10 protein-coding genes are annotated in these 12,448 nt (G+C 72.8%); 5 read left to right on the forward strand and 5 right to left on the reverse strand.

Features of this window, described 5'->3' with window-relative positions; genetic code table 11:
- Positions 1-103: 103 nt before the first annotated feature.
- Complete coding sequence (locus BJ961_RS26820) at positions 104-1,912, forward strand: bifunctional metallophosphatase/5'-nucleotidase (RefSeq protein ID WP_271415357.1); 1,809 nt, start codon at positions 104-106, stop codon at positions 1,910-1,912.
- 11 nt (positions 1,913-1,923) lie between these two features.
- Here the strand turns inward: BJ961_RS26820 and BJ961_RS26825 are convergent, their stop codons facing one another.
- From BJ961_RS26825 to BJ961_RS26840, 4 genes are all read right to left on the reverse strand, one after another.
- A complete protein-coding gene (locus tag BJ961_RS26825; RefSeq protein ID WP_271415358.1) occupies positions 1,924-3,336 on the reverse strand; it encodes a lysine N(6)-hydroxylase/L-ornithine N(5)-oxygenase family protein in 1,413 nt (470 codons plus the stop codon).
- Positions 3,333-4,691, reverse strand: coding sequence for a pyridoxal phosphate-dependent decarboxylase family protein (locus tag BJ961_RS26830; RefSeq protein WP_271415359.1), 1,359 nt, complete (start codon positions 4,689-4,691; stop codon positions 3,333-3,335). Before BJ961_RS26830 ends, BJ961_RS26825 begins: the two co-directional genes overlap by 4 nt.
- Positions 4,692-4,827: 136 nt before the next feature.
- On the reverse strand, positions 4,828-7,425 hold the full coding sequence (gene pepN / locus BJ961_RS26835) for an aminopeptidase N (protein WP_271415360.1): 2,598 nt from the start codon (positions 7,423-7,425) through the stop codon (positions 4,828-4,830).
- Positions 7,426-7,543: 118 nt separating this feature from the next.
- On the reverse strand, positions 7,544-7,906 hold the full coding sequence (locus BJ961_RS26840; protein WP_271415361.1) for a chorismate mutase: 363 nt from the start codon (positions 7,904-7,906) through the stop codon (positions 7,544-7,546).
- Between the two features lie 149 nt (positions 7,907-8,055).
- Here BJ961_RS26840 and BJ961_RS26845 point away from each other — a divergent pair, with 149 nt between their 5' ends.
- Positions 8,056-8,955, forward strand: a complete 900-nt coding sequence (locus tag BJ961_RS26845; protein ID WP_271415362.1) for a hypothetical protein — start codon at positions 8,056-8,058, stop codon at positions 8,953-8,955.
- Positions 8,956-8,995: 40 nt separating this feature from the next.
- Positions 8,996-9,625, forward strand: a complete 630-nt coding sequence (locus BJ961_RS26850; protein ID WP_271415363.1) for an SIMPL domain-containing protein — start codon at positions 8,996-8,998, stop codon at positions 9,623-9,625.
- Between the two features lie 10 nt (positions 9,626-9,635).
- Here the strand turns inward: BJ961_RS26850 and BJ961_RS26855 are convergent, their stop codons facing one another.
- A complete protein-coding gene (locus BJ961_RS26855; RefSeq protein WP_271415364.1) occupies positions 9,636-10,361 on the reverse strand; it encodes a vWA domain-containing protein in 726 nt (241 codons plus the stop codon).
- 152 nt (positions 10,362-10,513) lie between these two features.
- Between BJ961_RS26855 and BJ961_RS26860 the strand changes: the two genes are divergently transcribed.
- Both BJ961_RS26860 and BJ961_RS26865 read left to right on the forward strand, forming a co-directional pair.
- On the forward strand, positions 10,514-11,449 hold the full coding sequence (locus BJ961_RS26860) for a rhomboid family intramembrane serine protease (protein ID WP_271415365.1): 936 nt from the start codon (positions 10,514-10,516) through the stop codon (positions 11,447-11,449).
- Entirely contained in the window at positions 11,446-12,351 is a 906-nt protein-coding gene (locus tag BJ961_RS26865) for a chitosanase (protein ID WP_271415366.1), read from the forward strand. Before BJ961_RS26860 ends, BJ961_RS26865 begins: the two co-directional genes overlap by 4 nt.
- Positions 12,352-12,448: the final 97 nt, after the last annotated feature.

Consider the following 12,448-nt stretch of genomic DNA (forward strand, 5'->3'; position numbering starts at 1 on the left):
TGAGCGTTTGAACGGGCGGCCGGCTCTTGACAGGAGGCATGTTCAGGACAGAATCTACGCGCGTTGCCAGATGGGGTACACAGGTCACCGAGGAGAGTCAGCCATGCCGTTGAACCGCCGCACGTTCCTGAGCAGGTCCGCCGTGACGGGGGCGGGGGTCGCGCTGGCCGGCGCGGCGGCGGCCCCGGCGGCCGAGGCGGCGCCCCAGGCGCACCGCGGCCGCAAGAAGCCCAAGCGGTACGCGCTGACCGTGCTCGGCACCACCGACCTGCACGGGCACGTCTTCAACTGGGACTACTTCAAGGACGCCGAGTACACGGACGCGGCGGGCAACGCCCAGGGCCTCGGCCGGATCTCCACCCTGGTGGACCAGGTGCGCGAGGAGAAGGGCCGCCACAACACGCTGCTCCTGGACGCGGGCGACACCATCCAGGGCACCCCGTTGACGTACTACTACGCCAAGGTCGATCCGATCACCGCCGAGGGCGGCCCGGTGCACCCGATGGCGCAGGCGATGAACGCCATCGGCTACGACGCGGTGGCGCTCGGCAACCACGAGTTCAACTACGGCATCGAGACGCTGCGCCGGTTCGAGGAGCAGTGCGACTTCCCGCTGCTCGGCGCGAACGCGGTCGACGCGAAGACGCTGAAGCCGGCCTTCCCGCCGTACTTCATGAAGACCTTCCGGGTGAAGGGGGCGCCGCCGGTGAAGGTGGCGGTGCTGGGGCTGACCAACCCGGGCATCGCGATCTGGGACAAGGCGTACGTGCAGGGGAAGCTGGCCTTCCCGGGCCTGGAGGAGCAGGCGGCCAAGTGGGTGCCGAAGCTGCGTTCGATGGGCGCGGACGTGGTGATCGTGTCGGCGCACTCCGGTTCGTCGGGCACGTCGTCCTACGGTGACCAGGTTCCGTACGTGGAGAACGCGGCGGCCGACGTGGCCCGGCAGGTGCCGGGGATCGACGCGATCCTGGTGGGCCACGCGCACGAGGAGATCGCGGAGCTGAAGGTCGTCAACGAGGAGACGGGGAGGACCGTCGTCCTGTCGGAGCCGTTGTGCTTCGCCGAGCGGCTCACCCTGTTCGACTTCGAACTGTTCTTCGAGCGGGGTCGTTGGCACGTCGAGTCGGTCAGGGCCTCGCTGCGGGACTCCGCCGCGGTCGAGGACGACCCGAGGATCACGAGGCTGCTGGCGGACGAGCACGCGAAGGTGGTGGCGTACGTCAACCAGGTCGTCGGCACGGCCACCGAGACCCTGACGACGGTCGAGGCGCGGTACAAGGACGCCCCGATCATCGACCTGATCACCAAGGTGCAGGAGGACGTGGTCAAGGAGGCGCTGGCGGGTACGGAGTACGCCGCGCTGCCGGTGCTCGCCCAGGCGTCGCCGTTCTCGCGGACCTCTCAGATCCCGGCCGGCGACGTGACGATCCGGGACCTGTCGAGCCTGTACGTGTACGACAACACGCTGGTCGCGAAGCTGCTGACGGGCGCGCAGCTGCGGGGGTACCTGGAGTACTCGGCGGAGTACTACGTGCAAACGGCGGCCGGTGCGCCGGTGGACGTGGAGAAGCTGACGAACGCGAACGGCCGCCCGGACTACAACTACGACTACGTGTCGGGTCTGAGGTACGAGATCGATGTCGCGCAGGCGGCCGGTTCGCGGATCCGGAACCTCACGTACGGCGGTGCTCCGCTGGACGACGCCCAGCAGTTCGTGCTGGCGGTGAACAACTACCGGGCCAACGGCGGCGGTGCCTTCCCGCACGTGGCGTCGGCCAAGGAGCTGTGGTCGGAGTCGACGGAGATCCGCACGCGGATCGCGGAGTGGGCGACCGCGAAGGGTGTGCTGGACCCGGAGGACTTCGCGTCCGCTGACTGGTCGCTGACGCGGAACGGTGAGCCGCTGTTCTGATCGCGGGCCTCTCAGGCTCCGTCCGCCAGGGGGGTGAGCGCCCGGTGGTGGCGTGCGGACGGGATCTGGGGCAGGCCGTCGGCCAGGCCGAAGGTGGTGAAGGCGGTGCGGCCGGGCAGGGGGTAGGGCTCCTGCCCGGTCAGGTCGTTGAGGATGGTCGCGCTGCGCCAGGCGGCGAGGCCGAGGTCGGGTGCGCCGACGCCGTGGGTGTGCGTCTCGGCGTTCTGGACGTAGACGGAGCCGGTGACGGAGGGGTCGAGGACGAGGCGGAAGCGGTCGTCGACGCGGGGGCGTTCGCGGCTGTCGCGCCGCATGTAGGGGTCGAGTCCGGCGAGGACGCGGCCCAGGGGGCGTTCGCGGTAGCCGGTGGCGAGCACGACGGCGTCGGTGGTGAGGCGTGAGCGGGTCTTCTGCTGTTCGTGTTCCAGGTGGAGTTCGACCTGGGTGGCGCCGATGCGGCCGGCGGTGCGGACGTGGACGCCGGGGGTGAGGGTGGTGTCGGGCCAGCCGCCGTCGAGGGTGCGGCGGTACAGCTCGTCGTGGATGGCGGCGGTGGTGTCGGCGTCGATGCCCTTGTGCAGTTGCCACTGGGCGGCGACGAGGCGGTCGCGGACCGGTTCGGCCAGGCCGTGGAAGTAGCGGGTGTAGTCGGGGGTGAAGTGCTCCAGGCCGAGCTTGGAGTACTCCATCGGGGCGAGGGCCTCGGTGCGGCCGAGCCAGTGCAGCCGCTCGTGCCCGGCGGGGCGGTGGCGGAGCAGGTCGAGGAAGGTCTCCGCGCCGGACTGGCCGGTTCCGATGACGGTGACGTGGCCGGCGGCCAGGAGCGTGTCGCGGTGGGTGAGGTAGTCGGCGGCGTGGACGACGGGGACGCGGGGGTCGTCGACGAGGGGCCTGAGCGGGTCGGGGACGTGGGGTTCGGTACCGACGCCCAGGACGACGTTCCTGGTGTGGGTGCGGCCGAGGGCCTCGGCCTCTCCGTCGGAGTCGAGCTGGGTGTAGTCGACCTCGAAGAGGCCGCGTTCGGGGTTCCAGCGGACCGCGTCGACCTGGTGGTGGAAGTGGAGGGAGGGCAGGTTCCCGGCGACCCAGCGGCAGTAGGCGTCGTACTCGGCACGCTCGATGTGGAAGCGTTCGGCGAAGTAGAAGGGGAAGAGCCGTTCTCTGGCCCTGAGGTGGTTGAGGAAGGTCCAGGGGCTCGCCGGGTCGGCGAGGGTGACCAGGTCGGCGAGGAAGGGCACCTGGACGCGCGCGCCGTCGAGGAGGAGGCCGGGATGCCAGCGGAAGGCGGGGCGCTGGTCGTAGAAGACGGCGTCGAGGCCGGTGAGGGGGTCGGCGAGGGCCGCGAGGGAGAGGTTGAAGGGGCCGACGCCGATGCCGACGAGGTCGCGGGGGGCGTCGGGGGCGGGGTGCGGGGCGGTGTTCATCGGGGGGTGGGTCCTTCCACGAGCGTGAGGAGGGCGGCGAGGTCGTCCGGTCCGGCGTGGGGGTTGAGGAGGGTCGCCTTGAGCCAGAGCCGGCCGTCGGCGCGGGCCCGGCCGAGGACGGCGCGGCCGGTGGTGAGCAGGGTGCGGCGTACGGCGGCGACGGCGTCGTCGGTGGCGCCCGCGGGCCGGAACAGGACCGTGCTGATGGTGGGCGGGGCGTGCAGTTCGAATCCGGGGTGGGTCGCGACCAGGTCGGCGAACTCCCGGGCGAGGGAGCAGACCGTGTCGACGAGGGCGCCCAGTCCGGCGCGGCCGAGGGTTTTGAGGGTGACGGCGGTTTTGAGGACGTCGGGGCGGCGGCTGGTGCGCGGGGAGCGGCCGAGGAGGTCGGGCAGGCCCGCGTCGGTGTCGTCGTCGGCGTTGAGGTAGTCGGCGCGGTGGTGGAGGGCGGCGAGGTCGCCGGTGTCGGTGACCGTGAGGACGCCCGCCGGAATCGGCTGCCAGCCGAGCTTGTGGAGGTCCAGGGCGACGGTGTCGGCGGCGTCCAGTCCCGTGAGCCGGGCGCGGTGCCGGTCGCTGAAGAGGAGGCCCGCTCCGTAGGCGGCGTCGACGTGGAGGCGGGCGCCGTGGGCGGTGCAGCGGTCGGCGATCTCGGGCAGGGGGTCGATGAGCCCGGCGTCGGTGGTGCCGGCGGTGGCGGCGACGAGGTGGGGTCCGGGGACCTGAGTGAGGGCCTCGTCGAGGGCGGCGGGGTCCAGGACGCCGGCGGGGGCGGGCACGACGACGGGGTCGGGCAGGCCCAGCAGCCAGGCGGCGCGGGGCAGGGAGTGGTGGGCGTGTTCCCCGTGGACCAGTCGCAGGGCGGCGCCGTGCCTCTCGCGGGCGAGGAGGACGGCGAGCTGGTTGGACTCGGTGCCGCCGGTGGTGACGAGGGCGTCGGCGGCGCCGGTCTCCCGGGCGAGGGCGCGGGTGACGAGGGTTTCGAGGGCGGAGGCGGCGGGTGCCTGGTCCCAGGAGTCGAGGGAGGGGTTGAGGACGCTGGCGGCGAGGTCGGCGGCCGCGGCGACCGCGAGGGGCGGGGCGTGCAGGTGGGCGGCGCACAGGGGATGGGCGGGGTCGGCGGCGCCCTCGGCGAGCGCGGTGACCAGGGCGCGCAGCGCGTCGGGGTCGCCGCGGTCGGGGAGGATGTCGCCGGCCGCGGCCGCGACCCGGGCGGCGACGGTGTCGGGGCCGCCCGCGGGCAGCGGGCCGCGGCGTGCGGCGGTGCCGGTGCGCAGGGCGTCGAGCACGGTGTCGAGCAGGGGCCGCAGGGCGTCGGTGCCGTGCGGGCCCGAGGCGAGGGGCGGCAGGCCCATGGGCTGTCCTTGGGGCGCGGGGGCTGGGGTTCCAGCTTGTACGCGCGGGTGCGCGTACGCCCGGACAGCTCAGTGATCACAACCCGAAAGGGGTATCCGAGCGCCCCTCTCCCCCGCCTGCCGCCCCGCCCCGGGCTCAGCGCGTGCCGGCCTCCCGTACCCGCAGGGCGCGGTGGAGGTCGTCGAGCTGGTCGGCGAGCTTGCGGCGCAGGGCGGGGAGGGGGTCGGCGTGGGCGAGGCACTCCTGGCCGAGGCGGAGGGTGTCGGCGTCGACGGCGTGGGCGGGGAACGCCCAGCGGCCGGCGGCGTCGGCGATGGCGGGGCCGCGGCGGGTGGCGAGCGCGACGGCGTCGGTGTAGTAGCGCGGGACGTAGTCGGCCACGAGGTCGGCCTGTTCGGGCTGCCAGAAGCCCTGGGCGGTGGCGGTGAACAGGTAGTTGGAGAGGTCGTCGGCGGTGAACATGGCGTCCCAGGCGCGTGCCTTCGCCTCGGGGTCGGGCAGTGCGGCGCGGCAGCGGGCGGCGCCCTCCTGGCCGGTGGCGCTCGGGTCGTTCGCCAGTTCGGCGGCGATGGCGGCCTCGTCGGTGGCGCCGAGGACGGCGAGCCGGGTGAGGATGCGCCAGCGCAGCTCGGGGTCGAGTTCGGGGCCGCCGGGCACGGTGCCGTCGGCGAGCCAGGCGGCGATGGTGTCGGGGTGGGCGGCGGTGGCGATGCGGTGGCGTACGGCGATCAGGCGCAGGCCGGGGTGGTCGCCGTCCTCGGTGCGGCGGATGAGGTCGCGGCAGAGTTCGGCGAGGGTGTTGAGGGCGGCGGGCCGCTGTTGGGGGGTGGCGTAGCGGTCGGCGATCTGGCCGGCGGCGAAGGCGAGGACGCCGTCGACGAGCGCGAGGTCGGTTTCGTGCGGGAGGTGGGCGCGGGCGATGTCGAGGTAGGTGCCGGGAGGGAGTTCGCCGTCGCGGACGGCGTCCCTGAGGGCGTTCCAGACGACGGCCCGGGTGAGCGGGTCGGGCAGGCCGGACAGGCACTCCTGGAGGGTCCGGAAGGAGTGGGCGTCGAAGCGGATCTTGGCGTAGGTGAGGTCGCCGTCGTTGAGGACGACGAGCGCGGGTTGGGCGCCGGCGGTGCTGAGGGCGGTGTTCCCGGTGCCGAGGTCCGTTTCGATGCGCCGGCGGGGGGTGAGGCGGCCGGCGTCGTGGAGGTCGTGGTCGTAGACGCCGATGGTGATGCGGTGCGGTCGTTCGCCGCCGCCGGGCTTGAGGCTCCCGGCGTGCTTGAGGCCCTCGCCGTCCTTGGTGGGGTCGGGTGCGGACCAGGTTCCGGTGCTGCCCCGGTGCTGGATGTCGAGGTGCCAGTGGCCGTTGTCGGCGCTCAGGTCGGGCACGAGGGTGTCGACGCCGGTGGTGCGCAGCCAGGCGGCGGCCCAGGCGTGGACGTCGCGGTCGGTGGCGGCGGCGAGGGAGTCGAGGAAGTCGGCGAGGGAGGCGTTGGCGAACTTGTGCCGCTCGATGTGGGTGTTGATGCCGGCCAGGAAGTCCTTCTCGCCGAGCCAGGCGACGAGCTGGCGCAGGGCGGAGGCGCCCTTGGCGTAGGAGATGCCGTCGAAGTTGAGGAGGGCGGAGGCGGTGTCCCGGACGTTCTCGGGGGCGACGGGGTGGGTGGAGGGGCGCTGGTCTGCGTCGTAGCCCCAGGCTTTGCGGGTGACGCCGAAGTCGGTCCAGGTGTCGGTGAAGCGGGTGGCCTCGGCGGTGGTCTGGTAGCCCATGTACTCGGCGAAGGACTCGTTCAGCCAGATGTCGTCCCACCAGCGCAGGGTGACGAGGTCGCCGAACCACATGTGGGCCATCTCGTGGGCGATGACCATGGCGCGGGTCTGGCGCTGGGTGTCGGTGACGGCGGAGCGGAAGACGAACTCGTCGCGGAAGGTGACCAGGCCGGGGTTCTCCATGGCGCCGGCGTTGAACTCGGGGACGAAGGCCTGGTCGTAGGAGTCGAAGGGGTAGGGCTCGTCGAACTTCTCGTGGTACCGGTCGAAGCAGGCGCGGGTGACGTCGAGGAGTTCGTCGGCGTCGGCGTCCAGGTGGGGGGCGAGCGAGCGGCGGCAGTGGATGCCGAAGGGCAGGCCGCGGTGCTCGGTGCGTACGGAGTGCCAGGGGCCGGCGGCGACGGCGACGAGGTAGGTGGAGATCGGCGGGGTGGTGGCGGCCTTCCAGTGGCCGTCGCCGGTGTGTTCGGTGATGCCGTTGGCGAGGACGGTCCAGCCCTCGGGGGCGGTGACGGTGAGGTCGAAGACGGCCTTGAGGTCGGGCTGGTCGAAGGCGGCGTAGACGCGCTGGACGTCGTCGAGGAAGAGCTGGGTGTAGACGTAGGTCCCGCCGTCGCTGGGGTCGGTGAAGCGGTGCATGCCCTCGCCGGTGCGGGAGTAGCGCATGGCCGCGTCGACGCGCAGTTCGTGCTCGCCGGGGGCGAGTCCCTTCAGCGCCAGCCGGTTCTCGTCCAGGGCGGCCGGGTCGAGGGGGTGTCCGTCCAGGGTGGCGGAGCGCAGTTCGGCGGGCTTGACCTCGACGAAGGTGTCCGTGGTGTCCGTGTCGCCGCGGACGGTGAACCGGATGGCGGTCCGGGAGTCGAAGGTGTCGTCCCCACGGGTCAGATCGAGGTCGATCGTGTAGTGGTGGACGTCGAGGAGCCGGGAACGGGTCTGCGCTTCGTCGCGCGTCAGTACGGACATGCACGACATGCTGCCTGATGCCGTCGGCAGCGCACAGAGGCGGTTCGGTACGCGGAGTATGTCCGGTCCGTCGCGCAGAGCGTGCCGCTCTCCCGGCGTGCGCCCCCGTGGGCGGGGGCGCACGGTCTCAGTCGGAGGCTCGCACCGCGCCGCCGCCGTCGCCGCCGCCGTTGCTCTCGGCGATGCGCTCGTGGTGGTGGATCACCTCGGCGACGATGAAGTTCAGGAACTTCTCGGCGAAGGCCGGGTCCAGTTTGGCGCTCTCGGCGAGGGCGCGCAGCCGGGCGATCTGCCGGGCCTCCCGGGCCGGGTCGGCGGGCGGCAGCCGGTGGCGGGCCTTGAGGTGGCCGACCTGCTGGGTGCACTTGAAGCGCTCGGCGAGCATGTGGACGACGGCCGCGTCGATGTTGTCGATGCTGTCCCTCAGCCGGGCCAGCTCCTCGCGGACGGCGGGTTCGTCGGCACCGGTACCGGTGTTGCTGGTGGTCATGGGCGCACACCCTACGGGCGGCGGCCCGGCCGTCGCAGACCGTCTCAGGCGCTGAACGCCGTCCGGTCGGGTGCCGCTGCGTAGTCGCTCGTACCGCGTGTGCTTGCTCGTACAGTGGGGGCAGGGTCGAGGCGTCTTGGGGGTCGGGCGTGGCGAACGGCGGACCGGTCGAGCACGGGTTCCCGCATCTGGAGACGGTGCGGGAGGCCGTCACGGCGCTGTACCGGCGGCTGTCGCATGACACCGTGCAGTCGTTCTCGGCCAGTGTGGCGCCGGTCGACGTGGCGTTCTGCGACACCGACGACCTGTATCTGGGCGCGCAGCGGGTGGCCCGCGAGCTGGTGCGGCACTACCGGCTGCCGGACGCCCGCATGATCGTCTCCTTTCGCGAGATGACGCACGCGGCGAGCGTGGAGTTGACGGCGGGGCCGGAGTACTTCATCGAGCTGAACGATCGCTTCCGCACGCATCGCCGGGACATCGGCGCGGCCCTCGCGCACGAGGTGATGCACGTCTACCTGCACCGTCTCGACCTGGCCTTCGACGGCACGCGCGCCAACGAGATCCTCACCGACACGGCGACGACGTACCTGGGCGCGGGCTGGCTGCTGCTGGACGCCTACCGGGAGGACTCGGCGTCCTCGCAGAAGCTGGGGTATCTGACGCCGGAGGAGTTCGGTTACGTGCTGGCCAAGCGCGCGCTGCTGTTCGGGGAGGACCCGTCGGTGTGGTTCACCAGTCCGCAGGCCTACACGGCGTACGGCAGGGGGCTGGCCAGGGCCCGCCGGGACGAGCGGCAGCCGCCGCTGACCGCGGCCGGCTGGGCGGGCCGCCGCCGCTACGCCCGGGACCGCCGCCACGCGCAGGACGCGCGGGCCGCCGGGCCGGTCGCGGACGGCGGGCCGTATGCCTTCACCGCCGAGGCGCCGGGGCGACTGCGGGTGTCGTTCCCGTGCCCGACCTGCCACCAGCGGATCAGGGTGCCGGTGCGGGGGCGGGTGCGGGCGCGGTGCGGGCTGTGCCGGACGGTGCTGGAGTGCGACACGTGATCGGGGGCGCGGGGCGCGGGCGCGCTGCTTGAATGCCCGTATGACACAGGCCATCGAAGAACCGTGGGGCATCAGCGTGTTCGGCTCGGGCACGGTGCGGGACGAGCCGTCGTTCGCGCGGGTGCGGCCCGCGGTGGACGTGCTGGAACCGTCGCCGGAGCAGGCCTTCCAGCGGGCCGGGGAGGCCGTGGCCCGGCTGCGGGAGGTGCTGCGGCGGCACGGGGTGCCGGACGCCTCGGTCTCGGGCTCCCGACTGGGCCTCAGCTCGGAGTACGACGGCCACGGCGGTCGCCGGAGGACGCTCGGGTACCGGTGCCAGGCCTCGTACTCGGTGGAGACCGAGGCGCTGGACGACCTGGAGCGGCTGATCGCGGACGTGGTCGAGGCGGGCGCGCATCGGATCGACGGCGTCGAGTTCGACGTGCGCGACCGGCTCTCGCTGCTCGACGAGGCGCGGCGCAGGGCCGTGGCCGCGGCCCGCCGCAAGGCCGAGGTGTACGCGGAGGCGGCGGACGCGCGGCTGGGGCCGGTACTGCACATCCAGGACGTGGAGTCGGAGCCCGTCGCCGCGTTCCGTGCCTCCGCGGGCGGCGGTCCGCCCGGCGCGCTGGCCCCGGGAGTGGTGGAGGTGTCCGCCCGGGTCGCGCTGGGCTTCTCCCTCAGGCACTGAGCCGCCGTGCTCAGGCGGGCCGCACGATCCCCTGGGCGCGTGCGGCCGCCAGCCACTGGGGGAACTCGCCCACCAGCCGGTCGTACAGCTCGGCGTCGGTGACCTTGCGCGGGTCGCGGCCGGCGTGGAAGAACCCGGCGTTGTCGACGACCCGCTTGCCGGGCACCGCCAGTTCGTCGAGCCGCCGCAGATACTCGAACTGGCGGCTGTCCGGGTCGCCGAAGCCGACGAACTGCCAGAACAGCGGCAGCGGCGCCGCCTTGCACAGGTAGCGCTCGGCGGCGAGCCGGTTGATGGGGCCGCCGTCGGTCTGGAAGACGACCAGGGCGGGGTGGCGGGAGCCGCTGTCCAGGTAGTGGTCGATGACGGCGTCCATGGCGAGGTGGTAGCTGGTCTTGCCCATGTGGCCGAGGCCGGACACGATCCGCTCGATCCGCCCCTGGTGGTCGGCGAGGGCGATCTCGGTGACGGCGTCGACGTCGGTGGAGAAGAACACGACCGGGACGGTGCCGTCGTCGTCGAGGTGGGCGGAGAGGCTCAGCACGCGGTCGGCGAGCGCCTGGACGCTGCCGTCCTTGTAGTACGGCTTCATGGAGCCGGAGTAGTCGACGACGAGGTAGACCGCGGCCCGTTCCCCGGCCATGCGGTGCTTGGTCAGCGACTCCCCGGCGGTCTTGTACAGGTCGACCAGCGCGGGCGCCGTCTCCCTGACTTTGCTGAGACTGATCGCGGCCATGCGGACTCCCCCGTCGTCCCGACATACGTCGTTCGGGTGCCGAGGGTACGGCACGGCGCACCCCCGGCTCCCGGCCGGCCCACCGGCGTTCGCTATTTTGTTCGCCGCCGACCCCACCGGCTCACATCCGTCCGTCCCGAGGAGCCGGCCCCGTGGATTCCGAGTCCACCGTCACCATGTTCTATCGCCATCCGGCGGTGGAGTGCCACGTCCGCTGCACCCGCTGCGAGCGGTACATCTGCCCGGACTGCGTGCGTCAGGCGCCGGTCGGCCACCAGTGCCCCGCCTGTGTGCGGGAGGGGGCGCGGTCGGTGCGGCAGGCCCGGACCATCGTGGGCGGCAGGATGTCGACGACGCCCGTGGTGACGTACGTGCTGTTCGCCCTGAACGTGCTCGCGTACCTGGCGGAGGTGGTGCGGCCGGAGATCGTGGACCGGTTCGCCATGGTCGGTGCGCGGCTGGTCGGTCCGGGCGGGGAGTACTACACCGGCGGGGGGCCGTACCTCACGTCGGGGCCGCTGCGGACCGAGGGCGTCGCCGGGGGTGAGTGGGAGCGCCTGCTCACCAGTGCGTTCCTTCACCAGTCGCCCTTCGAGGGCGTCTTCGGGATCCTGCACATCACGGTGAACATGGTGGTGCTGTGGCAGTTGGGGCGGGTGGTGGAGCTGATGCTCGGTCGGGTCCGTTTCGCCGCCCTGTATCTGCTGTCGGCGCTCGGCGGTTCCGTCCTGGAGCTGGTCCTCGCCGACCCGGGGCGGGCCTCGGTCGGCGCGTCGGGTGCGATCTTCGGCACGGGGGCCGCGTACTACGTGCTCCACCGTCGGCTGGGCGCCGACACGGCACGGGTCAACCGGTTCGTGGCCGTGCTGGTGCTGTGGCTGCTGATCTCCGCCGGGTTCACCTCGTGGCAGGGTCATCTCGGCGGCCTCCTGGTGGGCGGCGCGCTGGCCCTGGCCTTCGCGTACGCGCCCCGGGACGGGCGCCGGGCGGCGGTGCAGGCCGGTGCGGGGGCCGGGCTGGTGGTGTTGCTGGCGGTGACGGCGGCGATCAAGGTGTCGGAAATGACAGGCGGAGGTATCCCCCTATGAAACGTGCCGGTGTGCTGCTCCTCGCGGCCGTTCCCGTGATCGCCGCGGGCGCGTACTTCGTCGTGCCGGACGACTCGGCGGACTCGGCCGGGGCCCCGGCCGCCGCCTCCGCCGCCGGGCCGGCCCGCGGCGACGCCAAGGACCGGGCCGAGAAGGAGCGCGAGGCGGACGACGCGCTGATCGCCGACCTGCCGCCGGGGCTCGCCGCACCGGCGAAGAAGGAGCTGGCCCAGCAGCTCGTCTCCAGCGCCGAGAACTCGACCACCCAGTGGCGCACCGCCTACGGCAGCATCGAGGACGTCGGGGACGGCGACGGGTACACCGCGGGCATCATCGGCTTCTGCACCGGCACCCACGACCTGCTGGCCCTGGTCGAGCGCTACACCGAGGCCCACCCGGACAACGGCCTGGCGACGTACCTGCCCGCCCTGCGCGAGGTCGACGGCAGCGACTCCCACGAGGGCCTGGACCCGGGCTTCACGGCGGCCTGGAAGGCGGAGGCCGAGGTCCCGGCGTTCCGCGAGGCGCAGGAGGAGGAGCGCGACCGGGTCTACTTCGAACCGGCGGTCCGGCTGGCCAAGCTGGACGGCCTGGGCACGCTCGGCCAGTTCGTCTACTACGACGCGATGGTCTTCCACGGCCCCGACACGGACCCCGAGGGCTTCTACGGGCTGCGCGAGCAGGCCATGGCCCGGGCGAAGACGCCGGGGCAGGGCGGCTCGGAGAAGCAGTACCTGGACACCTTCCTGAAGCTCCGCGTGCAGGCCATGCGGGACAAGCGTCCGGGCATCGACACCTCCCGCGTCGACACGGCCCAGCGCCGGTTCCTGACGGCCGGGAACATGCGGCTGGCGACGCCGCTGGTGTGGGAGATGTACGGCGACACGTACCGGGTGCCGTAGGCGGGGCGGGCCCCGCGCATGCGACAGCGCCTGCCCCTTGGTCCGGTCGGGGACAGGGCAGGCGCCATCAGTGTTCCGCACGCCATTGTGCGTAACG

Source organism: Streptomyces lienomycini (assembly GCF_027947595.1).
GTDB lineage: Bacteria > Actinomycetota > Actinomycetes > Streptomycetales > Streptomycetaceae > Streptomyces > Streptomyces lienomycini.

Bases quoted from the DNA above. Each gene is read 5' to 3' on its own strand.
- BJ961_RS26820 (WP_271415357.1), top strand. From the start codon at position 104: ATGCCGTTGAACCGCCGCACGTTCCTGAGCAGGTCCGCCGTGACGGGG.
- BJ961_RS26825 (WP_271415358.1), bottom strand. From the start codon at position 3,336: ATGAACACCGCCCCGCACCCCGCCCCCGACGCCCCCCGCGACCTCGTC.
- BJ961_RS26830 (WP_271415359.1), bottom strand. From the start codon at position 4,691: ATGGGCCTGCCGCCCCTCGCCTCGGGCCCGCACGGCACCGACGCCCTG.
- pepN (WP_271415360.1), bottom strand. From the start codon at position 7,425: ATGTCGTGCATGTCCGTACTGACGCGCGACGAAGCGCAGACCCGTTCC.
- BJ961_RS26840 (WP_271415361.1), bottom strand. From the start codon at position 7,906: ATGACCACCAGCAACACCGGTACCGGTGCCGACGAACCCGCCGTCCGC.
- BJ961_RS26850 (WP_271415363.1), top strand. From the start codon at position 8,996: ATGACACAGGCCATCGAAGAACCGTGGGGCATCAGCGTGTTCGGCTCG.
- BJ961_RS26855 (WP_271415364.1), bottom strand. From the start codon at position 10,361: ATGGCCGCGATCAGTCTCAGCAAAGTCAGGGAGACGGCGCCCGCGCTG.
- BJ961_RS26865 (WP_271415366.1), top strand. From the start codon at position 11,446: ATGAAACGTGCCGGTGTGCTGCTCCTCGCGGCCGTTCCCGTGATCGCC.